The organism is Wolbachia endosymbiont (group A) of Melieria omissa (genome assembly GCF_964031125.1).
In the GTDB taxonomy this organism is placed as follows: domain Bacteria; phylum Pseudomonadota; class Alphaproteobacteria; order Rickettsiales; family Anaplasmataceae; genus Wolbachia; species Wolbachia pipientis.
Window position 1 is genome coordinate 368,315 of record NZ_OZ035007.1, and the last position, 24,564, is coordinate 392,878.

The 24,564-nt window shown below is 35.3% G+C and carries 16 protein-coding genes; 11 read left to right on the top strand and 5 right to left on the bottom strand.

What is annotated here, in order from left to right:
* Positions 1 to 11: 11 nt before the first annotated feature.
* The 3 genes from ACQH2Q_RS01620 (at position 12) to ACQH2Q_RS01630 (ending at position 7,066) form a co-directional block, all read left to right on the top strand.
* Positions 12 to 871, top strand: a protein-coding gene (locus tag ACQH2Q_RS01620) for an IS630 family transposase (protein WP_264705388.1) whose coding sequence is annotated in 2 segments (ribosomal slippage) — positions 12 to 336 and positions 336 to 871 — 861 coding nt in all. Because the reading frame shifts where the segments join, the coding sequence is not laid out codon by codon here.
* A gap of 151 nt (positions 872 to 1,022) precedes the next feature.
* On the top strand, positions 1,023 to 4,277 hold the full coding sequence (locus ACQH2Q_RS01625; RefSeq protein ID WP_425383535.1) for a class I tRNA ligase family protein: 3,255 nt from the start codon (positions 1,023 to 1,025) through the stop codon (positions 4,275 to 4,277).
* A 68-nt stretch (positions 4,278 to 4,345) separates the two neighbouring features.
* Entirely contained in the window at positions 4,346 to 7,066 is a 2,721-nt protein-coding gene (locus ACQH2Q_RS01630; protein WP_264724188.1) for a hypothetical protein, read from the top strand.
* Here the strand turns inward: ACQH2Q_RS01630 and pheT are convergent.
* Both pheT and ACQH2Q_RS01640 read right to left on the bottom strand, forming a co-directional pair.
* Positions 7,057 to 9,396: a phenylalanine--tRNA ligase subunit beta gene (pheT, locus tag ACQH2Q_RS01635; protein ID WP_264339382.1), complete on the bottom strand. Its 2,340-nt coding sequence runs from the start codon at positions 9,394 to 9,396 to the stop codon at positions 7,057 to 7,059. The genes ACQH2Q_RS01630 and pheT overlap by 10 nt on opposite strands.
* A gap of 120 nt (positions 9,397 to 9,516) precedes the next feature.
* Complete coding sequence (locus tag ACQH2Q_RS01640; protein WP_077188073.1) at positions 9,517 to 9,804, bottom strand: hypothetical protein; 288 nt, start codon at positions 9,802 to 9,804, stop codon at positions 9,517 to 9,519.
* A 229-nt stretch (positions 9,805 to 10,033) separates the two neighbouring features.
* Here ACQH2Q_RS01640 and ACQH2Q_RS01645 point away from each other — a divergent pair, with 229 nt between their 5' ends.
* Genes ACQH2Q_RS01645 through ACQH2Q_RS01670 form a run of 6 tightly spaced genes read left to right on the top strand, consistent with a single transcriptional unit; the run spans position 10,034 to position 14,859 of the window.
* Entirely contained in the window at positions 10,034 to 10,759 is a 726-nt protein-coding gene (locus ACQH2Q_RS01645) for a F0F1 ATP synthase subunit A (RefSeq protein ID WP_425383536.1), read from the top strand.
* A gap of 59 nt (positions 10,760 to 10,818) precedes the next feature.
* Entirely contained in the window at positions 10,819 to 11,046 is a 228-nt protein-coding gene (locus ACQH2Q_RS01650; protein WP_006014985.1) for a F0F1 ATP synthase subunit C, read from the top strand.
* A gap of 3 nt (positions 11,047 to 11,049) precedes the next feature.
* Positions 11,050 to 11,529 (top strand): hypothetical protein, encoded by a 480-nt coding sequence (locus ACQH2Q_RS01655; protein ID WP_425383537.1) that lies wholly within the window; start codon positions 11,050 to 11,052, stop codon positions 11,527 to 11,529.
* Positions 11,530 to 11,537: 8 nt separating this feature from the next.
* The gene (locus ACQH2Q_RS01660; RefSeq protein WP_065094793.1) at positions 11,538 to 12,014 is read left to right on the top strand and encodes a hypothetical protein; all 477 of its coding nucleotides are present in this window, start codon (positions 11,538 to 11,540) and stop codon (positions 12,012 to 12,014) included.
* 14 nt (positions 12,015 to 12,028) lie between these two features.
* The gene (locus ACQH2Q_RS01665) at positions 12,029 to 13,627 is read left to right on the top strand and encodes a glycosyltransferase family 2 protein (protein WP_425383606.1); all 1,599 of its coding nucleotides are present in this window, start codon (positions 12,029 to 12,031) and stop codon (positions 13,625 to 13,627) included.
* Positions 13,585 to 14,859, top strand: coding sequence for a COX15/CtaA family protein (locus ACQH2Q_RS01670; protein ID WP_265023896.1), 1,275 nt, complete (start codon positions 13,585 to 13,587; stop codon positions 14,857 to 14,859). The genes ACQH2Q_RS01665 and ACQH2Q_RS01670 overlap by 43 nt, the downstream gene beginning before the upstream one ends.
* On the opposite strand, the gene ACQH2Q_RS01675 is transcribed toward ACQH2Q_RS01670, so the two are convergent.
* Together ACQH2Q_RS01675 and ACQH2Q_RS01680 are read right to left on the bottom strand one after the other, a co-directional pair.
* A complete protein-coding gene (locus ACQH2Q_RS01675) occupies positions 14,808 to 16,784 on the bottom strand; it encodes an acetyl-CoA carboxylase biotin carboxylase subunit (RefSeq protein WP_264339386.1) in 1,977 nt (658 codons plus the stop codon). The two genes, ACQH2Q_RS01670 and ACQH2Q_RS01675, sit on opposite strands and share 52 nt — an antisense overlap.
* A 72-nt stretch (positions 16,785 to 16,856) precedes the next feature.
* The gene (locus ACQH2Q_RS01680; RefSeq protein WP_353286438.1) at positions 16,857 to 17,612 is read right to left on the bottom strand and encodes an ankyrin repeat domain-containing protein; all 756 of its coding nucleotides are present in this window, start codon (positions 17,610 to 17,612) and stop codon (positions 16,857 to 16,859) included.
* A 149-nt stretch (positions 17,613 to 17,761) separates the two neighbouring features.
* On the opposite strand from ACQH2Q_RS01680, the gene gltX reads away from it, so the two are divergent.
* Positions 17,762 to 19,192: a glutamate--tRNA ligase gene (gene gltX / locus ACQH2Q_RS01685; protein ID WP_264339388.1), complete on the top strand. Its 1,431-nt coding sequence runs from the start codon at positions 17,762 to 17,764 to the stop codon at positions 19,190 to 19,192.
* Between the two features lie 867 nt (positions 19,193 to 20,059).
* A complete protein-coding gene (gene sdhA / locus ACQH2Q_RS01690) occupies positions 20,060 to 21,865 on the top strand; it encodes a succinate dehydrogenase flavoprotein subunit (RefSeq protein ID WP_425383538.1) in 1,806 nt (601 codons plus the stop codon).
* Here sdhA and ACQH2Q_RS01695 read toward each other — a convergent pair.
* Positions 21,837 to 24,374, bottom strand: a complete 2,538-nt coding sequence (locus ACQH2Q_RS01695; protein ID WP_341824300.1) for an ankyrin repeat domain-containing protein — start codon at positions 24,372 to 24,374, stop codon at positions 21,837 to 21,839. The two genes, sdhA and ACQH2Q_RS01695, sit on opposite strands and share 29 nt — an antisense overlap.
* Positions 24,375 to 24,564 lie beyond the last annotated feature (190 nt).

A 24,564-nucleotide genomic window follows, 5' to 3' on the forward strand; every position in this document is an offset into this window, starting at 1 on the left:
AAGGAGGTTGAATGCCAGCAGCATATAGTTATGATTTAAGAAAAAAAGCAATGGAAGCGCTAGACGAAGGAGAAAGCAGAGAAACAGTGGCAGCAAGATTTAAGATTGGAAGAACTACTTTATGGGAGTGGCAGCAAAGAAGAAAAGAAACAGGAGACTTTCAATCAAAAAAACTTGGAAATGGGGGTTACAATCACAAAATTACCGACTGGGATACCTTTGCCAAATTTGCCAGAGAACACGGAGGAAAGACTCTATCGGAAATGGCTAAACTTTGGAACAACGTTAGTATCCAAACGATCTATCGAGCCCTTAAAAAAATTGGATTTACGCGCAAAAAAAGACATATGGATACAAGGAAAGAAACGAAGAAAAACGTGCTGAATTTTTGAAAATTATAGCGACAAAAGAACCTAAAAACTTAGTGTATATAGATGAGTCTGGCATTGATAACACCGAAGACTACCCCTACGGATATTGCCAGAAAGGACAGCGGTTTTATGCCTTAAAATCTGGAAAGAAAACTCAACGAATCAGTATGGTTGCAGCCTTAAGTGGAAGAAAGATAGTTGTTCCGTTAACCTTTGAAGGCCACTGTAATATGGATGTTTTTAATGGATGGTTTGAGCAATTTTTGACACCGATCTTGGAACCTGGACAGACTGTCATTCTTGACAATGCTACTTTTCATAAGTCTGATAAGATTATCGAGCTTGCTAAAGGGGTTGGTGCAGAAATTTTGTATCTGCCGCCTTATTCTCCAGATTTCAACAAAATTGAGCATCATTGGTTTGCTATAAAAAACAGAGCCAGGAAAAACATTCCTCTATTCGAATCCTTTCGTCGTGCTGTTGATTCTGCCTTCCTATGACCTGTTCGGACTATTATGAGAAATGCTATAAAACTTAAAAAAAGGTATTGGAAGCTCGGCAGAATAGTTTGTTGGGGTGTGAGCTACGGAAATATTTTTGAATTTGTAATTTTTCAGAAAGCCCTATATTCTTTAGTTTTACATAGCGAACATGAAGTCAAAGCATTATCCTGATACAGTAAGTAGTCCTGATTTTTTATCGTTAGAAAAGGAAATCATAAAATTTTGGCAGGAAAACAAAGTTTTTGAGCGGTCAGTTGAAGAACGTTCCAAGGATAATTGTTTTGTCTTTTACGATGGGCCTCCGTTTGCAAATGGACTTCCGCATTATGGACATTTACTCACTGGTTTCATCAAAGACGCATTTGCAAGATATCAAACTATGCTTCAAAAAAGGGTTGAACGTAGATTTGGCTGGGATTGCCATGGATTGCCGGCTGAGATGGGTGCAGAAAAAGAACTTGGAATATCTGGTAGAACTGAGATAGAGAAGTTTGGTATAGATAAATTTAACGATCATTGCCGTACTTCTGTGATGAAATTTTCATCAGAGTGGGAGAAGTATGTAAATAGGCAAGCAAGGTGGGTAGACTTTCACAATGACTATAAGACTATGGATAAATCATTCATGGAGTCGGTCATGTGGGCATTCAAGCAGCTTTATGATAAGGGTCTGGTGTATGAATCAGTGCGCGTTGTACCATATAGCTGGGCATGCGAAACTCCATTATCTAATTTCGAAACAAGGCTTGATAACGCGTATAGAGAAAAAGTTAGCAAAGCTGTAACTGTTGCATTTGAGCTTTTAGAAAACCCACAGCAATTTAAAAGTGTTAAACGAAAGTGTAAATTACTTGCTTGGACTACAACTCCTTGGACGTTGCCGAGCAACTTGGCTTTAGCAATAGGAAAAGATATTAAGTATTGTGCAGTGTCAGTCCACCCTTTGATGTCATTCCAGCGCGTGACGCTGGAATCTATTTCTGGATCCCAGTGTCTGGGCACTGGGATGACAGGGAGTAGTGAAGGAAGTTCAATGAATGGTGAAATATACATTTTTGCTGAAAGCTACTTAGAGAAATTTATCAGCCACTCTGAACAAAACAATATTCCATATGAAAACTGCAATATAAAACTTAAAGCGAATGATCTTGCAGGTCTTTCTTACAAACCACTGTTTGACTATTTTAAAGACACAAAAAATGCATTTCGCGTTTTTATTGCTGATTATGTGACGGAAGAAGATGGTACTGGCGTTGTGCATACTGCTCCTGGATTTGGTGAGGAAGATTTTTACCTTTGCCAAAGCCATGATATTCCAGTTATTTGTCCAATTGATAACAGTGGAAAATTTACTGCTGAAATTTCAGATTTGGCAGGGGTTCATGTTTTTGATACCAATGATACAGTAATAAAAAAATTAAAAGAGCAAGGGAATTGGTTTAAAACTGAACAATATATTCACAATTATCCACACTGCTGGAGAACTGACACTCCTTTGATCTATCGCACTATGCCTTCTTGGTATGTTGCTGTTACAAAATTCAAAAGCAGAATGGTAGAGCTAAATAAGAGAGTTAATTGGATACCAAACCACATTAGAGATGGTCAATTTGGAAAATGGCTTGAAGGGGCACACGACTGGTCAATTTCACGCAATCGATTCTGGGGTACACCAATCCCTGTATGGAAATCAGACGATGCGAGATATCCAAGAGTAGATGTATATGGTTCAATAGAAGAACTGGAGAGAGATTTTAATGTTAAAATAGACGACTTGCACAGACCATTTATCGATACTTTAACAAGACCAAATCCTGATGATCCAACAGGAAAATCAGTTATGCGCCGTGTACCTGACGTGTTTGACTGCTGGTTTGAATCTGGCTCGATGCCATTTGCGCAAATCCACTATCCGTTTGAAAATAAGGAGTGGTTTGAATCTGCGGATTTTATCACTGAATACATAGCGCAAACCAGGGGGTGGTTTTATACGCTCTTTGTATTGTCCACTGCTTTGTTTGATAGGGAACCATTTAAGAACTGCATATGCCACGGTGTTGTTTTGGATGTAAAAGGGCAAAAATTGTCCAAAAGTTTGAATAACTATGCAGATCCAATGGAGGTTTTTGATAGATACGGTTCTGATGCACTGCGTTTTCTTATGCTTTCTGGATCTATTGTTTGTGGTGGTAATTTGCTACTCGATAAAGAAGGAAACTCAATACGAGATGTTCTAAAAAATGTAATAAAACCTATTTGGAATAGTTATCACTTTTTTACTATGTATGCAAATGCAGATGGAATTAAAGCTGAAGTGTGTAAGGACTATAGAAGCACTATTGATCGTTACATGATTTCCAAGTGTTTTGAAGCTGTAGAAGGTATCCAAGCTTCTATGAACAACTATAACTCCCAAGAGGCTTGCAAAATTTTAATGAACTTTTTTGAAGTGCTAAATAATTGGTATATTCGTCGCAGTCGCGAGCGTTTTTGGAAAGGTGATTTGGATCAGGATAAAACTGATGCTTATAATGTTCTATATACGGTTTTTTATTACATACTAAGAGCTGCAGCTCCTTTGTTGCCACTTATAACAGAGAATATATGGCAAGGGCTTAAGTATGAAGAAACATCTGTTCATTTGGCTAATTTTCCACAATTAGAGAAGTTTGATAGTCAGCTCATTGCCAAAATGGATCTAGTGAGAGAGATATGTAACTCTGCACTCTCTATTAGAAACACTTTTAACATACGTATCAGACAGCCACTTGGCAGTATGAGGATTTATCATCAGTCTTCCTGTGGTTTTCTTGAAGGTGAATATCAAGAGATGATAAAAGATGAGGTAAATGTAAAAGAATTAGAAATAGTGGATAAGTTGAAAGAAGTTGCATCACTAGAGTTAAAACTCAACTTCCCTGTGCTTGGAAAGAGAGTTCCAGGCAAGATCAAGAAATTAGTTCAATACGTCAAAGAGGGAAAATGGAGGCAAGTTGGAAATGAACAGATATTTCTGGGAGACGAAACAGAGAACTATACTATAAAAAAAGGCGAATATGAACTATTATTAAAAGCAAACAGTGAATTCTCCTCTGTATTTGATAACAACAAAGGGGTTGTTATCCTAAACACTACTTTAAATGATGAATTGATTCTAGAAGGGCTAGCGAGAGATGTCGTGAGGCTCATTCAGGAAACTAGGAAACAAGCTGATTTTCATATATCAGATAGAATCAGAGTAATAATCAAAACAGAAGATGAGAAAATTAAGGAAGCAATAAATACGTGGTTTGAATATATAAAAGAGCAGACCCTTGCCTTATCTTTGGACATTAATACAGAAATTGGAACTAACTTCTATTCTAAGGAATATCAGGATTTAAGTGTTAGTATTGAGCGTTAAATTTTTAATAAAGTTGCAAGATTGTCAGTATTTATGCTATACTTAAGGTAATTGGATAAGGTTATAATATGAATAAAGCTGTTGCAGATGATTATGAAGAAGTTGTTAACAATAGTGGTGGTTTAGGTAAAGCAGAATCTGTTGTTACTTTGGAGGAGGAAGAAGAGTTTTTTGATGCTATGGAAGCTGTTTCTAATGTAGAAGAAGGGAATAATTTAGGTCTTGCTACTTCAGAAGAGGAAGAAGAATTTTTTGATGCTGTGGAAGAACAAGAGCCGTTAGCTAATTTTAACGTTCCACTCAGTATATTTCATTATAAAGATTATAACTCTGATTTTTTTACTTCCTGGTATAATATATCAAGCGAAATATTTAAGGAAATAAATAGAACTTGCCCAGAAAAGAAAATATTAAATTTAGCTCTGTCAGTTTTAATGCTTCCTTATATTGCTTTTACTGCACTGGGATTAGTCGTATGCAGTAGATTTCAAGCAAACAGCAAGACACAAGACAGTGTAGGGGAAGATAAGACAAAAAAGAGTGAAACTGGCGTGCCAAAAAGATTGGCATATGGTGTTCTTGCTGCAATAGCAATTTTTGTTAATATGGCTGTACTTGTAGCCTTAGTTGTTCCTGCAACAATTGCTTTGGCTACTTTTTATCTTTTGAATAGAGATTTATCTCACTCTTTAGTTACTGCTCTTAAAATAAGTATGGGGCGGTATTCTAATAAGCATCAAAATATTGAGGTGTCTTTTCATGAAAAGGAAGTTACTGGACCAAATATTGCGTGGGATATGGAAATAGAATTTCCACCGCAATTTAAACGATTGCTTAGAGATTTGTATGAAAATGAAAATAACAAGTGGTTTGATGTGACGCGGGATTCAGAGCATAGCATCGTACTGAAATTGTCAACTAACATCAATTTAAAAAATGGTCTTAAGCCCTTACGCAATGAAATCAAGGATGTGCTTGCAACTTCTATTCAGGAATTTGCGAAGACTATGGAAGAACTGATAAAGCTAGAAAAGAAAGAGATTACATATGATAAATTGAAGGAATTATTGAACGAATTCAAGTCGAAAGTGGTAGATAGTATAGGTCCTAATTTGACAAGTCACTTAATACAAAGTGCTTATCAAGTTGCCTTTATACAAGCAATTAAGTTTCAGCGAGATAGACGGGGAGAAGATTTTTCGCTGGAAGATGAGATAAAAAATTCTTTAGTGAGACAGGAATTAGAGAGCCAAGGTAAGGAATTACCAAGTAGAAAAGAGATTATAATAGAAGATTTGAAAAACGCAGGAATGGAAGTAGAAGACTCAAAAGATGATGAATTTTCTGTACATGAGGCGGAATGGAAAAAGCTTATAAAGGAAGGCGAAATAGTTAAAAGGACAGTAATTGATATTTATAAAAATAAGCATCTCCAAGCAACAGAGAAAGCCTTAGGTAATGCGAAAGAAGAAATTGAACGTTTAAGAGGAATAGGTCAAACAAGGTGTAACAATATATATAAGAAATTAAAAGAAATACATGAAAACAGTAGCTTAACAAATGACACCTTAAAAAGGGGGTTAGAAGACCTTTTTAAATTCGAATATGATGATCAAGAGATTGAGCGCAGGCTGATAAAATCAGTAATGAAAAAAGTTCAAGGTAAGTTAAGTCAATCAGATATACCGGATAAGGAGAAGCAAAGCCTAAGGAAGCAGCTTGAAGATTTAGAAAAAAAAGTAAAGGTTCCATCGGATAAGGAAGCTTCAGCTAAAATAAATGACTTTATAGAAAAGATGTATTTAGAAATAAAAAAATATAAAGTGCAAAGGTTACTTCGAGAACAAAAAAAGGGTGTTTTACGTTTATGCAAGAAATTAAGAAAATATGGTGAATCAGGTCTAGCAGAAATAATTGAAGCTTTTCGCGTGCAAGATGAAGGACATTTAGAAAAATCTACATTAGAACAAACACTCAAAGATCAAAATAAGCGTTTACAAGCTGAACAAAATAACAGGGAAAAAGGGCATCCGGGTACAAGATCAATAGAAGTGCTCTTAAAAAGGAATGAAGAAATTCTGAAAGCATTAAAACAGTTAGAATTAGGCAAAAAAGAATTATTGATAAATGAAGAAACAAAAAATGATTATAAAGAAGAACTAACGTCTCGTGAAAAAATAAAATTTGCAGTAATAGAAGATGATTTACTGAAGGTATTCAAGCTTGAAACTTTTGATGAAAAAGAAATCAAGAAGTTATTAGAAAGAGCAGAACTGGAGTACTGTTTAGCAGAAAAACGCATCAAATATCCTGTAATTAAAACAAAAGATAATATCAAACATTTTAGTCAAAATTTATTGTCTCCTTTGATAGACAATTTGACAAAAAATATAATAAATAATATACCAGGAAATAGTGAAGGTTGTATACAGAAAGTTAAGAACTGGAGTAAAGTTATGTTTGGTGCAATAAAGATTGGAGCATCAAATGCTTATAAAGAGACTACAGAGAGAAAAGCGTTAAATGTGGCACATAATACTTATAAAGAAGGAGAGACATTTCTTCAATGTTTTCAGTCAAATTATGAAGGTATTGGAGCCTTTTTAGGTAATTTATTTTCTGATGATGGGGTAACATTTAAAAATGATGTGTGGCCTAAAATAGAAGAGCATTTGCATGGAATGTGGGATAGATTTTTCAAGGATATTGAATTCAATATTGGAAATAAATTGGATGAAGTAAGTGTGACACAGCAACGGCAGGAAACTATGATTGTGACTCAACGATAAGTTCTCAAAGTTCCTCCGGTATTTTCACATACTAAATTAACTATAGCACTTGATTCTTTTTGGATCTCTTTTTCAGTTAAAGTGTGGATTGGAGAGCAAAAAGTAACTGACAACGCTATAGACATCTTATTCGGTTCTATATTATTTCCATGGTATACATCGAATATCAAAACTTCTGTGATGAGCTCTGAGCTTTTTTTTATCACATTGATTATGTTACCTACTTCCACATCCTTATTTACTATAAATGCAAAATCACGTTTTACACTTTGGTATTTATAATCGATAAATTTCTTTCTACTTACAGGTAAATTTTCAATATTTTCTAGTATTACCTCAAAACCTACAACTTTTTGCTTGATATCAAAAAGATCTAATATATTAGGATGCAACTCTCCAAAATAACCTGCTACTTTATTCTTAAAAGAGAGAGTGCCTGACTTTCCTGGGTGGTAATGTTCTTTTTCTGCTTTCTCTATCGTTAAATTATCACAATTAACGTTAAAAAACTCCAAAGCTGCTATGCAATCAGCCTTTGCGTCAAAAACATCTACTTTCCTATCAGTATTATAATGGTTTCGCGGTAAATTATTTCCTGACCTAATTCCACTTAAAACATACTTAGACTGAGCTTCACCATCGTAAATCGGCCCGATTTCGAAGATTGCAAGATCAGATATTCCATGGGCAATATTATCAGCAGTAACTTGCAATAAATTTGGCATAATACTTGGTCTCATTATATTAAAGCTATTGTTAAACGGATTATCGATGATAAATAACTTATTCGAGTAACCAAATTTTTCAGCTGTTGATTCACTCATAAACGACCAGGTTAGCACTTCATGAAACCCTCTGTTTGTCATCAAAATACGCAAATTGTCGTATGTACTATCTACTTCTTCAACATTATTTGGTAGTGGTTCTTCTTTTATTTTGTCATAGCCGTATATCCTTGTTACTTCTTCGATTAGGTCAGCCGGTATTGTCACGTCCGGTCTCCAGCTTGGTACTTGTACATTCCAATTGCCTTCGGTTTTTTTATCAATACTAAACCCTAGTTTCGTTAAGATATCAAGCACCTCATCAGGCGATACAGACACACTTCCAAACTTGTTCACATCCTGATAATCAAAGCTCACCTTGGTGTCAGCACTATCTAAACTGCCAGCAGACACTACGCTTGAGGTTTCTCCACCACATAAGTCCAGAATCATTTTAGCTGCAAGGTTGAGTCCATCAAAAGTAAATCCAGGATCAACTGAACGTGCAAATCTGTAACTAGCGTCTGTGGAGATGCCGAGCTGCCTTGAAGATTTAGTAATAGAGATGGGATCGAACCAAGCAGACTCTAAAAAGATATCAGTAGTTTCAAGAGTACATTCACTGCACTTACCACCTATAATTCCAGCAATTCCATGAATATTTTTATCACCTGCAATGACGCTTATGTCTTTGTTTAATAAGTATTCTTTACCGTTCAAACCAGCAAATTTTTCTCCGTCGTTTGCTTTGCGTACTGTGAGCTCTCCTTCTATTTTTTTTGCATCATACGCGTGCATTGGGCGGCTGAAAGATATCATAATATAGTTCGTGATATCAACTATTGCAGAAATGGAGCGCATTCCTATCGATTCCAGCCTATCTTTTAACCATTTTGGGCTTTCTTGATTTTTTACATTGGCGATGTATATTCCACTAATAAAACTTTCCCCGTCAGTAACTTCAACATCGATTGGTGAATTTATGGAGCTGGTAAGTTGTGGAATGCTTAAAGTCTTTAATGTCCCAATTCCAGTTGCAGCAAGGTCGCGAGCTATTCCATAAATGCCTAAGCAATCTCCACGGTTTGGAGTAACATTTATATCAATTACAGGGTCACAATTGAAAAATTTATCCCCTACTTTATAATCATCGGAAAGCTCGATTATTCCTTCACTTTCCTCTTGAACCAGCGCAAGTTCAGAAGCAGAGCAGAGCATCCCTTCACTTAGCATTCCTCGTATTTTTGTGGACTTAATTGTGAGATCACTTTCTGGCAACGTGCTACCAAGAGATGCAAGTACAGTTTTCATACCTTCTCTAACATTGTTTGCTCCACAGACTATTTGTAGAATTTTACTTCCATCATTTACTTTACATAATTTTAATTTATCAGCATTTGGATGAGGTACGACTTCTAATACCTCTGCAACAATAAACCCAGTCAATCTGGAATTATCGATCACATCTTCTACTTCTAACCCTATGTGAGTTAATTTATCGGTAATTTCTTCTAAACTAGCATTGGTTTCTAAGTGTTCTAATAACCAAGATAATGTGAATTTCATGGACCTAAAAAGAAGTGAAAAAGTTATTGTAATGTAAAATGTAGTGATTTTAAAGCTTATTGTAGTGGAATGAAAAGTGACTTCTGTATCACAAGCAATGATGCAGAAGTTTTTGTAACTTTATATCTTCTTGTAAAGAGAATTTATCTTCTTTATATCACCTTTTAAATCTATCTCCGTAAAGGATTTAAGATTCATATTGTGGGTATCTGCATGGAAGCTATGAATGTAGCCATCTATAGTTAAGTCTCCTATCATATTATGGCTTTCATCTAGTATTTCGCTTCCTATTTGATAATGGCCAGTATATTCGTTAAAGGAACCATCTGTCAATTTGATGTATCCGTTACCAAATTCCTGCTCTAAATTTAAAGGATGATTAGCGTTAATAAAATCTATTTCGTTCATTATATACCTCACTAAAAATTAAATTATAATTAAAATAAGATGTTAAGTTAAATAATTTAATAAGATTAGTAAATTTTAAAATACAGAGCTGACTGTAATTAACACTCTAATTACATATTTTGTTAATGTATCAATGTTATAATAACACAGAGCCTTATCTTAACCCTTGACTTTGTCCTATAAAATTCATACTTTATTTACTGTTATAGTTCAAGTACATAGGGTCAAAATGGCGTTAAATCCGCTAGAGCAATTTAAAGTATATACAATAATAGAGTTACCTAGGTTATTTGGGTATGACGTAAGCTTTACCAATTCATCTTTTTTCACGATGATTTCGGTGATATTGATGATACTCTTTTTGCTTTTTGGAATAAAGAAGGGGGCAGTAATACCAGGATATTTGCAAGCTGCAGTTGAGTATGTATATGATTTTGTCATTTCAATAATAGAAAATAACACTGGAAGCAAAGGCTTGCAGCACATTCCATTGATATTTACAGTGTTTATTTTCATTTTATCGTGTAATTTAGTTGGTGTTCTTCCTCATAGTTTCACGGTCACAAGTCATGTGATAGTCACCTTCGCTTTATCGATGGTGGTTTTTATTTATATAACGATTGTTGGATTTAAAGAAAGGGGAGTAGAATTTTTACGCATATTGCTACCAAAAGGAACTCCTTCGTGGCTTGCACCTATAATAATTATTATTAAGTTGTTTGCTTATTTAGTAAGGCCGGTTAGCCTATCAATAAGGCTTGCAGCAAATATGATTGCTGGTCATACAATCATCAAAGTGATAGCAGGGTTTATTGTAAATATGAACATATTTTTCACTCCTGCGCCGTTTTTGTTCATAATTGCATTGATAGGATTTGAAGTATTTGTTGCAATTTTACAAGCTTATATATTTACTATATTAACATGTGTATATTTGTCAGATGCAGTAAAGTAATTGACTTCCTTGTAGAATATTTTACAATTATATTATAAAGAAATAATTAAAGGTAATATATGGATTTAGTAGCTTTAAAATTTATAGCAATTGGTTTAGCTGTGTTTGGAATGCTCGGTGCTGGTTTAGGTATAGCTAATATCTTCTCTGCTATGTTAAATGGGATTGCGAGAAACCCTGAATCAGAAGGTAAAATGAAAAGTTATGTTTATATTGGTGCTGCCATGGTTGAAATCATGGGATTGCTTGCGTTTGTACTTGCAATGTTATTAATATTTGCTGCTTAACAGATGCCACAGCTTGATGTTTCAACCTTCTTTTCTCAAGTTTTTTGGTTTTTAATTTTTTTCTCTTCACTTTTTTTCGTAGTAAGTTGTTTATTTTTGCCAAAGTTAGATGAAATAATAAGCACTAGAAGTAAAGAAGTATTGGATTCTTTTAATAGTTCTGTTCATCTTTTAAGACTCACGGAAGATCAGGTTGCCAAGTATGATGCCGCTTTAAACCAAGCTAGAATACAGGCAAAAAAAATCATAGATGATGCACTTGCTCAGGTAGAAGAAATGAGAGCTAATGTTAAGAATATATTAGAAGAGGAAGATAAAAAAAAGAGCAAGCTTATTGAAAAAAAAGTGGCAGAATTTAAATCTGAATATACTGATCAGTTAAAACAAATGGCTACTAGTATTGCTTTAATTTATTATACTAAATTGACTAATTCTGAAATTGAAGAGGAATTTATTGCTGACTTGGTGTCCAAAGAATTTTAGGGGTTTTTATGTCTACATCACTGATTATCGGTCTTGCCTTCTTGGTAAGTTTTGTCCTTTCGTATAAATTGCTAAAGAAAGTGATAAAAAATGCGCTTAACAATAAGCGTAACAAAAGCAAATTTTCAAGTGAAGAAACTGAAAAATTCAGGAAAGATATGTTGGAGTATTACAAAAAATCTTCTAAAAAATACAAAGAATTAGATGCAGAAGTTAATAAAATGATGAATGAAGCACTTGATAAAGCTAATAGTATCATTAAGCACAATAGACAGCAGCTAGATCAGACATTAGATGACAATGCCCATTCTAACTTGAAGAAAGTCACTGACCAAGTTGAAAAAGCTCTTGGAGATTTACAGGCTAACACAGCGAATATAGCTGCTGATGCTGTAAAAAAAATAATGCATGAACGTAAAGATGATAAGCGTAGTAGCGAGGTCATATCTTCATTTTCACGTGACTTAAATAAAAAATTGCATTAGGTTCAATGCAACAATTGCCTATACTTCAAGCTGATAATGTAGAAAAAATTAAGTTTGATTCTAGTTTGTGCAAAGAGCCAGAGAAACTTTTTTACTATAAATTTAATATAATTCCTTGGCAAAAATTAAATAATACTACTTTTTTTATGGTTGAAGACACAAGCCGAGATATCAACCGTTGGGTCGAAGCTCATTACGGTATTGACTATGTATTAATAAAAGTGGATAGCGAACAGATTTTAAATCTTCTTAACTCGCACTTTGGTATTTCAGAATTTGCAAGCAACTACTTATATTACAAGAATCCTAATTTTTCAGCCAAAAGCATTAAACTAAGCTCAATATTTTTTGCTTCTTTCTTTATTGTAACTTCAATTTTAACACTAACAGAGAAATATACATATTTTGCTTTGATGTTGATATTTATAATCGGATGTTCTAGCTATTTATTCAAGTTTATAGCTACAATTTTTAACTTATGTGAAACCTCCAACCAAAAAGTGGATTATAGTAAGCTGAGTGAAGAAGATTTTCCTATATATACTATTTTATTGCCTGCTTTTAAAGAAAGTGCAGTGATAGAGCAATTGGTTGAAAGCATTGAAAGTTTGGATTATCCAAAATCAAAATTAGATGTGAAGCTTCAGGTAGAAAGTGATGACCAAGAAACGCTAGCAGCTATAGAAAAGTACACTTTACCGCAGTATTTTGAAGTAATAAAAGTGCCTTATTCTTTGCCTAGAACAAAAGCCAAGTCATGCAATTATGCTATGAGCTTTGCTAGAGGAAAGTATGCAGTAATATATGATGCGGACGATAAACCAGACCCATTGCAGTTAAAAAAAGCACTGATTGAATTTAATAAGGGCGACGATAAGCTTGCCTGTGTACAAGCAAAATTAAATTACTATAATTGTGATTATAATTTTCTTACACAATCCTTTTCTCTGGAGTATATGAACTGGTTTCAATACTTATTGCCTGGATTCCAAAAAATGAACATGCCAATGCCTTTGGGTGGTAGCAGTAATCATTTTTCAGTAAAAATTCTAAAAAAAGTGTTTTTCTGGGATGCTTACAGTGTTACCGAAGATGCTGACCTCGGTTTGAGACTTGCGCAAATGGGATATAAAACCAGGATGATTGACTCAGAAACATTGGAAGAGTCACCAATTGTTGTATTTGCTTGGATTAAGCAAAGAGCGCGCTGGATCAAAGGCTATATGCAAACTTATATTGTTCATTTAAAAAATATAAAGTCACTTTATAAACACACTGGATTTAAGGGAATTTTGCTATTGAATCTTTTTGTTGGTTCTGCAGCTTTTATATTTTTTACTACTCCATTTTTACTGCTTTTATTGATATTAACTAAAGTTTTAAATGAATTATTTTTGTACTACTTTGTAGTGGTATACGTTACTAACCTGATTCTTTTGGTAATAGCTGTCAAACAGCAAAAGATGCCTTTTTATTTTTATATAGTATCGATATTTTTTCCGGTCTATAGTCTGCTACATAGTGTTGCAGCTTTTCTTGCCTTATGGGAATTTATTCTTTACCCTGAGCGATGGAACAAAACTCAGCATGGTTTATGGAAGCAAAACCTGTAGCTATTTGGCTTTTTCTCTGCTCGGTCATGGTAATTCTCATGGTAGGGATTGGTGGATTTACCAGACTTTCAAAAGCAGGATTGTCAATCACGGAGTGGAAACCAATTACTGGAACATTACCACCACTGAGTGAACAAGACTGGCTACAAGAAAAATTAAAATACGAAGCTACACCTGAATATAAAGCACTTAACTATGGTATGAGTATGGAGGAGTTTCGCGCTATATACTTAATAGAATATGTACACAGATTGGTTGCAAGACTAACAGGTTTAGTTTTTGTCCTGCCATTTATATATTTTACATTAAGAAGAAAAATATCTAAAAAGGTAGTAATAAAGCTATGTGTGGCATTATTATTTGGAGCTTTACAAGCTTTTGCTGGTTGGTATATGGTTAAAAGTGGTTTAGTAACTGAACCTCATGTTAGCCACTATAGGCTTGCACTTCACTTATTATTAGCATTAATTATCTTTGCATTATTGTCATATCAATTTTTTGATTACCAAATATGGATCCCAGTGTTACGTACACAACTATACGAACATTGCAGTATAAGAGTAATTTTCACCAAGAAAGATGTCATCCCAGTGCCCAGACACTGGGATCCAGAAAACTTAACTTTAAATAAGTGGCTGCATAGTAAAAGCTGGATTCCAGTGTCAGCTACTTTCATGACACCATTTGCTGTGCAATTTATTTTCAAAAGTAAGCGTTCGTACAGTTATGTGTCAGCTACTCGGATGACAGGATTTCAATCTACTAACAGTAGTATATATTACACAATACTTATTCTGATTCTAATTGTAATACAAATAATTTTCGGCGCATTTGTTGCGGGATTAAATGCTGGTTTGATTTACAATACCTTTCCACTAATGGACGGACAAGTCGTTCCAGAAGATTTATTTTTCTTACAGCCTATATGGCTGAATATCTTTGAGAACAGAGCGACAGTGCAATTTATACATCGAGCACTGGCATTGCTAATACTAACTTTGGTAGTAATACTCACAGTAAAAAATGCTAGCGTAAAACCGGTATATATTATGCTGCTCTCCATCATCATTCAGATAATTTTAGGAGTGGTTACTCTTTTGTTACACATACCAATAGCCATTGCCATAGCTCATCAAGTGTTTTCATTTATCTTGTTTGGGTCAAGTTTGTACTTCTTGTGTTATTTAAGAAAGCAGACTACATCACCGATCTGCACATTTTTTCCTTCTTGAACGGGAATATTTTTTATCACCATTGCTGCTTCAGCACATATGATATTTTCCATTTTCATTGCCTCCACCACAAATAAAGGTTGTCCTATTTCCACCTGATCTCCTACATTTACGTGTAATTTAACTAATAAACCAGATATTGGGGATTTTACAGCATCTGCTGAAATCCCTTCTGTTTCATTATTTAGCATTAACTTACTTAATTCAGCTACATGAGGTTTAAATATACAACACTCAGCTTTCATACCTGCATGTCTTATGAAGTATTTACTGCCTTGTTTTTCTACTTTAAATGTTATATCAGCATCATCATTAATTGTAATATATAGTAACTCATGACTTGATTTCCACTTACCACTTACAGAATATACGTTATGGTTGTATATTGTTATTAACGTATTATCTTGGTACTTTACGTTTACAGAGTACTCATTGTCATTTATTACAACTACAAGCGTTTCATTCACTGCCTTATGATAATACCTTTCTTCATTTTCTAAATGAACATATAACGTAGTGAAAATAAATATTTTAATATACTCTTCTGTAATAAAATCGCCGTGAAACCCACTAGGGTAATGATCTGGAATGAATCTCGTATGGAGCTTTGCTGCGATAAAATTTGGGTGATGGAAGATGGATTCTAGAAATTCTATATTATTTGTTACTCCTTCTATATAGCATTCAGACAATGCTTTTTGCATTCTGCTAATCGCTTCTACTCTATCTTTTCCATATGTTATAACTTTTGCAATCATTGAGTCATAGAACGTGCTAATTTCTGAACCTGCAGCAACTCCATCATCTATTCTTACATAATCATTTTCACCCGGTTTATCGTAATATTTTATTCTTCCGCTGGAAGGGAAAAATTTCTTCGATGGGTCTTCAGCGCAAATTCTACTTTCTATTGCAGAACCAGTAAGTTTAATATCATCCTGATTGAATCTCAATTTCTCTCCACAGGAAGTTCTAATCATTTCTTCTACTATGTCTATTCCAGTTATAAATTCTGTTACTGGATGCTCAACTTGCAATCTCGTATTTACCTCAAGAAAATAGAAGTTTTGGTCTTTATCTACAACAAACTCAACAGTGCCTGCTGAAAAATAGCCAACTTGCTTTGCCAGAGAAACACATTGAACATACATTTTTTGTCTTACTTCTTCACTAATGAATGGACTTGGCGTTTCTTCTATTATTTTCTGATTATTCCTTTGTATCGAGCATTCTCTTTCTCCAAGACAAACTATATTGCCATATTTATCTGCTATGATTTGTATTTCAATATGTCTTGGTAGTTCTATATATTTCTCTATAAAGATACTGCCATCCTTAAAACTTTTCTCTGCTTCATTTGTTGCTGATGTGAACGCTAGTTCAATTTCTTTTTTGGAATTTACAATTCGCATTCCTTTGCCACCACCGCCTGATGCAGCTTTGAGCATAACGGGAAAACCGATCTCTTCAGCAACTTGAGCTGCATGGGCAGCATCGCTGATCTTACCCATATATCCTGGCACTACATTTACTCCAGCTTTTTTTGCCGCTTCTTTTGCTGTTATTTTGTTGGCTGTAACTTCTATTGTTTCTGCACTGGGGCCGATGAAGTCTATATTATGTTTTTGAAGAGCACGTGGAAAATCTGGATTTTCTGCTAAAAAACCATAGCCAGGATGAACCGCCTCAGCACCTGTTTCAACTGCTACTTCACATATTTTTTCAATGTTTAAATAACTGAGGCAAGATGGCGAAGGGCCGATATATCTTGACTCATCTGCTTGTCTTACATGCACAGAATTTACATCTGCATCCGAGTATATGCACACACAAGATATACCCATCTTATGGGCAGTTCTGATAATCCTGCAGGCAATCTCTCCTCTGTTTGCTATTAAAATCTTACTGTACTTCTTTTCTATCATCGTATGAGTATACTTTCTGAAGTTAAGAAAGTAAATTTCTATATCATTGCCTGCAAGTAATTTCTAGCTTCATCAAACACCCAAACTTTCTCCTGCAAGTTGTACATTAGCATTTTCCACTAAAGTGCTTTCGTTATGCAAGGCATGTATCTCGCTACATGCTTTAACTGACAGGTATGTGACTCCGCCAGAAGCTATTGCAACCATCGAGCTTAGTGCAAAAGATTGAGAAACTAAAAATAAAAAGTATAAAGACAAACATAAAGCAGCGATACATGCTATCGCTCCTATTATATATAAGCACAGGTGAAACTTCTGGTTACATATAAAGCTGTCTTTTATGCCTGCGATTTGCTTAATTTCTTTCTGTTGTGCAGCATTTAAGTAATAAAGAGGAGTTTCCCTCTTCTTATTAAAAGCATAGCCTTTACTGCAGAGCGCATCTTTAATATATTTTTTATTACATTTGAGTTCCTCTTTCAATCTGCTTACTTCTTTCCGATCTCCAGCTTCTTCTGCTTTCGTAATTTTGTTATTAGCTTCCTTCTCTAAGTCATTCACAATCTCTTGTACTGCAGGCAGCAAAATTCCACTTCTTGCTGCTTCATGAAATGGATTATCTCCATATTCATTATGCGCAGTTACAGAAGCAATGTTCTTCTTACAAATGTCTACAAATTTACCTTTGTTTTGTATTCTTGCAGCTAAATGCAGGAGATTATCTGCCTGTACTCTTTGTTTTGTTTTATCAAAAGGGCCGGTGTAACGCCAATTGATATTAGCTTCATTATCTGAAAGCAATTTTGCTATATCTACAAGTCCATCCATAACTCACCTCGCTATATTCAACCAATACTAAATTATACAACACAATTTATGAAAAACAAGTAAATTTTATCTCTCAGAACAAATAAATTCTAAATTGTTACAAACATAAATTTTAGCTATCATCATTTACATTACTGTAACAGACAAATATGCCAGGTATAGTCACGAGATTTGCTCCATCACCAACAGGATTTTTGCACATTGGAGGAGCTCGTACTGCGTTATTTAATTGGCTCTATGCAAAGCATCATGGTGGCAGGTTTTTGCTAAGAATTGAGGACACCGACAGAAAACGTTCAACACAAGAAGCAATTGATGCAATTATAGAAGGGCTAAGATGGCTCGGTGTGAGCTGTGATGGGGAAATAGTATATCAGTCAAAAAGAATAGAGCGGCATAAAGAAGTAGCAAACCTTTTAGTTGAGAAGGGTAGGGCGTATCACTGTTATTGCCCTGAAGATGAAGTTGCAGAAAAGAAAATAAAAGCAAGAGAAGAGGGCAAGATATACAAGCATAAATGTACTACAAAACCTCCTTCTTGTCATCCAAGTAGCCGACACTGGGATCCAGAAGAAAATATGTGGTCACGCGCTGGAATGACATCCGGTGTGAGGTCAGTTATCCGTTTCAAAGTGCCAGACTCACAAGAGATCGTCATTGATGATAAAATATACGGCCAAATCAAAGTAAATAGCAACCAGCTTGATGATATAGTGATCTTACGCTCTGACAACACTCCAACATATATTTTTGCTGTCGTAATTGACGATCATGATGCTGGAATAACTGATATAATACGCGGTTCTGACCATCTCACTAATACCTTTAAACATCTGCTAATATACCAGGCTCTTGATTTTGACATTCCACGCTTTGCACATGTGCCGCTTATCCATGGGGAAGATGGGAATAAGCTATCCAAAAGGCATGGTGCCACAAGCGTTTGCGATTATGAAAAGATGGGAATATTGCCAAAAGCGATGCGTAATTACTTGCTGAGACTTGGCTGGAGTCACGGCAACGATGAGATTATTAGCGATGAGCAAGCAATAGAGTGGTTTAATTTAGAAAGTATTGGTCGTTCACCTGCACGGCTCGATTTCAAAAAACTGGAGCATTTGAATAACCACTATATTAGTAATATGAGCAATGAAGATATTCTGACTCTAATGCTTAGAGAAAATACTCTAACTGACAAAAAAAAGGGCTATTTACTGCAGGGACTGACAGAGCTAAAAAAAAGAGCAAACTACCTGACCGAATTATTGGATTTAGCAAAATTTTATATTCAAGATCCGCCACTTGATTTAAGTGAAGAGGCTGAGCAAATTGTCAAATCTAACCTCGATATAATCAAGTTACTCGCGTCATTTCTGTCAAAGATCGGTGATGAAAATTGGAATAAGGGTTTTTTATCTTCTCAGATCAAGGAATGTGCAAAATTGCACGATATGAAAATAAGCGATGTATACCACTCATTACGCGCCCCTATAACTGGAGTAATGGATGCACCTGGAATCATTGATATCATGGTGATTCTTGGTAAAGATGAGTGTATAAGAAGGTTACAAGCAATTTAAATGAAATAAGAAAATTTCTTGACAAGCTTTGCCAGCCCCTTTATCATGACAGTGAAGCTATTGTATTTGCTTTCGCCAATCTGCAGATTAAAAGGTAAGGATTACTTAATGTATCGGCGTCTTATGTTCAATTTTTTGCAGTATATAGATACTGTATGTCTTTACAAAACTTCATCTACATCTAGATTTTTATCTAAATAAGCTGAACGCGCTTATAAAGCGTTACAAGACATCAAAAAATGCCAATACTCGACAGAGATAGTAAAAGACTAGCTAACTCGGGGATTCTTTGTCTTTTTTTCTGCTTAGTAAATTTCTTAAACATTTGCAGCGTAAGTTAGTTGCAATTAAAAGCAGCTGAATTTCGCTTGTCAAGCGTTTAAAACATAAAAAACGCCAATATTTTAAAGCGGATAATAACCACGGGGCTTCTTTTGCCTTTTTTTTCGTTTGGTAAATTTCTTAATGTTTATAGCTAAAAGAGCCCAAGAGAGGTGTCATTCCAGTGCCTCTGTGATGTCATTCCAGTGCTTGACACTGGAATCCAGTTTTCCATATAATCTCATCGAAAACGTCGTATTTTAACATAAAACAGCTACTTTTATACTCACCAACTTAATAAAATTCCTGGATGCCAGTGTCAAGCACTGGCATGACACCCTACTAGTAGCACAATGTTCGTACAGCTGTACGTGTGACCAGAAAAAACATAGACCCCAAGTGTCAGCTACTTTCATGACACCCCGACAACCGTCATCCCGCTACTTGTTAGCGCCGCGGCGGCATGACGTCTTAACTATAGAAAACTTGTATAGATTTTTTCTACTTCTGTGATATCATAAGCCTGTAATGATAAAATAAGTAAATATGGATAAGTCAGCGTATGAGATCATAGAACATGAGTATGACGTGGTAGTAGTAGGTGCAGGTGGAGCAGGGCTCAGAACAACGCTTGGGATGGCTGCAACTAATTTTTCAGTTGCCTGCATTTCTAAAATTTTCCCTACACGAAGTCATACAGTTGCAGCACAAGGCGGAATTAGTGCAGCTTTAGGTAATATCGGTGAAGACGATTGGCGCTGGCATGCATATGACACAATAAAAGGTTCAGACTGGCTTGGTGATCAAGATGCAATAGAATATATGTGTAAAAACGCTGCTAAAGCTGTTATTGAACTTGAAAATTTTGGCGTACCTTTTTCTCGTACAGAAGATGGCAAAATATACCAGCGTTCCTTTGGTGGAATGACAACTCACTTTGGTAAAGGAAAATCAGCGCAGCGCACTTGTGCGGCAGCAGATAAGACTGGGCACGCAATCCTTCACACTCTATATCAGCAGTGTCTTAAATTCAACGCTGAATTTTTTGTTGAATACTTTGTGATTGATTTAATTATGGATAGCGAAACCGGAGCATGCTGCGGAGTTCTTGCTTGGTCGCTATGCGACGGCACATTACATAGATTTCGTGCGCATAGAGTGGTGTTAGCAACAGGTGGATATGGACGTGTTTATTTCTCTGCAACAAGTGCGCATACCTGCACAGGTGATGGTAATGGCATGGTAGTAAGGGCTGGATTACCACTTGAAGATATGGAATTTGTACAATTTCATCCAACAGGAATATATGGCTCAGGGTGCCTGATGACAGAAGGATGCCGTGGTGAAGGGGGGTACCTCGTTAATTCTCAGGGCGAGAAGTTTATGGAACGTTACGCACCAAAAGCAAGAGATTTAGCTTCCCGTGATGTGGTAAGTCGCGCAATAACAATTGAAATTAGAGAGGGAAGGGGGGTTGGACCAAAAAAAGATCATATGTATTTAACTATAGCGCATCTTGATCCGGAAGTAATAAAACTCAGATTGCCGGGCATCAGCGAAACCGCAAGAACTTTTGCTGGAGTTGATGTCACTAAAGATCCAATACCGGTCATTCCGACTGTTCACTATAACATGGGTGGCATTCCAACCAATTATTATGGAGAAGTGATCACGCTGAAGCAAGGTAAGGAAGAAGTGGTAGATGGACTATTTGCAATTGGAGAAGCTGCATGTGTTTCTGTGCACGGTGCAAATCGACTTGGTTCTAACTCGCTTCTTGATCTTGTGGTTTTTGGTAGAGCTGCAGCGCTCAGAGCAAGAGAGAAACTAAAATCCGGTACACCACATAAAAAATTGCATTCAGACTGCACAGACTGGATAGTAGATAGATTTAATAAAATGCGATTTGCCTCCGGTGGGCTAAAAGTAGCAAAAATACGCAGCGAAATGCAGAACACTATGCAAAAGTACGCATCAGTGTTCCGTGTTGCTGAAGTTTTAGAAGAAGGCAAAAAAGCTATAAAAAAGGTAGCAAAAATGATGCCTGATATTTCACTTGAGGATCGCAGTATGATGTGGAATAGTGATTTAGTTGAAGCACTGGAGCTTGCTAACATGATCCCACAAGCGGTTATTACCATGGAATGCGCAGCTAATCGCGAGGAAAGCAGAGGTGCCCATGCTCGTGAAGACTTTCCTGAACGTGATGACAAAAACTGGATGAAGCACACTATAGCGTGGCTTGAAGAAAAGAAAGGGCAAATTAACGTAAAAATTGATTATAAAAAAGTGGCTGAAAAAACTCTGAGCGGTGAGATTGATTTCATAGCGCCAGAGAAGAGGGTTTACTAGTTACACTATCCCTACACAATTTTTCAACGAGTTTTATTGATATGGCACTCATTTTAGTGTCTGGAGGACTCTCAGTATGCTCTGATTGATTTGATGATTTTTGCACCTCTTGCTCTTCTAAATCGTTGGACTTATTTTCTATATCTTTAACAGAGTTATTGCATTGTGTATCATTTTTTGGTGCGTTATCTTGAAGTGTAAGTTGCTTTTCTTCAGTAAACTTTCCTTTAATTTTTCCAAATCCTTCATAAATATTTTCTAAATTCAAGTAAATAAGATAACAAACTCCAATAACTGCTATAATAGATGAGGCAGTTGCAATTGTAATAATTCCTTGAGAAGCACTGAATATTGCTGCACAGGCTAAAGCAGCAAATACAAGCGTTGTCACTGCTTTACAAGCAACATTATTGATGTACTTCACAATATCGCGTGCTTTTAACTTCCTGCCAAAGTTGCACTTCAGTTCAGTTCTCATATCATCTGGAATAAGCGCTCTACCCATTGATTTCTCTATTCCTTTTATAGTTTTATAATACTCTTTGCTCCATAATCTTTCGGGTAGTATTAACTGCTTTGGGTCAACACCATTTTGCAATAATTTTACACAGAACTTGATCGTGTTATCACGGCTCTTAGGATTGACCAAATTATGTTTATCTTTTGTCGTCTTAGTAATTAGCGCTACTTGTAGTGGTGTGCGTTCTTTTTCGTTAGCGGCGTTTGCAGCTTTACTAAATTTCTCTTTTTCCACCGAATTTAAAATCAACTCTAAACATGTAACTTTTTGTTCTCCTTTGAATGAAGCAATATAGTGCAGAGCATTTTTTTCATCTTTATCTTGCACAGTAATATCTGCACCATTTTGTAAAAATAACTCTAAGGCTTTATATCTATTTGTTTTTTCAAATTTTCTATCTGTACATGATCGATCCTCATTCTTTTCTTTTATATGCTGAAGCAACTGATGAAGAGGTGTTTGCTCTTTCCCGTTAACAGCATTTATAGCCTTACTAAATTCATCCTTACCTAAAGTCAACTTCAAACATGCAACTTTTTGTTCTCCTTTGAATGAAGCAATATAGTGCAGAGCATTTTTTTCATCTTTATCTTGCACAGTAATATCTGCACCATTTTTTAGCAATAGTTCTAGGGTTTCATACCTTTTAGTTTTTTCAAAATTTTTACCTGTACATGATTGTTTCCCGCTCTTTTTTTTTATATACTGAAGTAATCGGTGAAGAGGTGTTTGCTGTTTGTTTCGAGTATTTACCAGTTCTTTGTTTTTTTCTAGTATAAGCTGAGTAAAGTTACACTTTGCTTCTTTCTTTAATGTCACAGCACAGTGTAAGACCGTATCACCATCTGCATTTTTAGTAGTAATATCATCACCTCTCTGTAGCAAATCATTAAATCTATCTATATTTTTATCTGAAACTGCTTTATGTAATGGGTAACCACCGTCGGTAATTTTCGCGATTTTAATTACTACCGAGTTTTCTGTCTTTTGGTCTAACTTAGACTTCTTTACTGACTCTGCTAATTTTTCTAAGAAATTACGATAGTATGTCTTTTGCTCCTCTTTTAAGTTTTGTAATTCTTCTGTAGATAATTCTAAATTATCAGAGCTGGCTCCATGCTCTAACAATTTTGTAAGAAACTTAAGTGTGTTATCGTTACTTCGAATTGTATTAGACTCATGTTTTTCTTTTGTTACCTTGTTAATTAGTGCTACCTGAAAAGGGGTCTGATTTTCACTATTAATGAGTTGTGCTAGATCTTCCTTGGTGACCGTTTTTATTAGGGTACCTAGAAACTTGCATTTCTGTTTCTTTTCCAATGACACGATAAGGTGTAAAATATTATTTCCTTTTTCATCTTTTATGCTGCTAATATCCGTACAATCTTTTAGATATTTTCTAAATTTCCTGTTATTTCCATTTTTGATCGCTTTTAGTAATTGAACATTATTATGCGTTGTTCCGTTGCTTTTCTCTACTTCTTGATCTTCATTTGCTGTATTAGGGTTACTGATTGAATGTTTCTCATAATCATCACCAGCATCGCTACTGTAGTCACTTTCAATTCCACTGTCCCTACGATCATTTTGGTTACAATATTTGCTATTATAAGTAATTTCTGAAATTGCTTGCTTTACTCGCTCTTTTGTTTCATTTGATATTTTTTTCGATCGTTCTATTGCTTTATCTAGCACTGGAAGGAAGCATTGGACATAATACCTATAATATTTTTCTTGTTCTCTAAGTGATTCTTCTAATTTAGTTAATACTTCAGGACTAGCATCTTTTTCAAATAACCTTTTACACTTCTTGAGGGTTCCATCTTGACCTCTTGGTTTTTCACGCTTGTGTTCTTCTTTTTTTACCTTTCTCTCTATAGTGCAGTGCAATTGCTCGTCTTTTCTATCCTGCTCTTGCTTTTTATTTTTATCTATGCATTCACCTAATTTATCTGCATTAGTAGTTAGTGCAGTTATATCTATACCCATACTAAAACCTCAATATTAAAAGCTATTTAAGTTGTCAGCACTAAACTAACAACCAAGAAGTTTGACTTTTAAATTGAGCTAAACGTTGTATATGTATAGGTGGAAAGGCAGAAAATTAATTTCTGTGAGAAAATTTGCCGTCATAGTTAAACCTCACTTGAACAGTTGCTACTATTTTAACCATTTAATC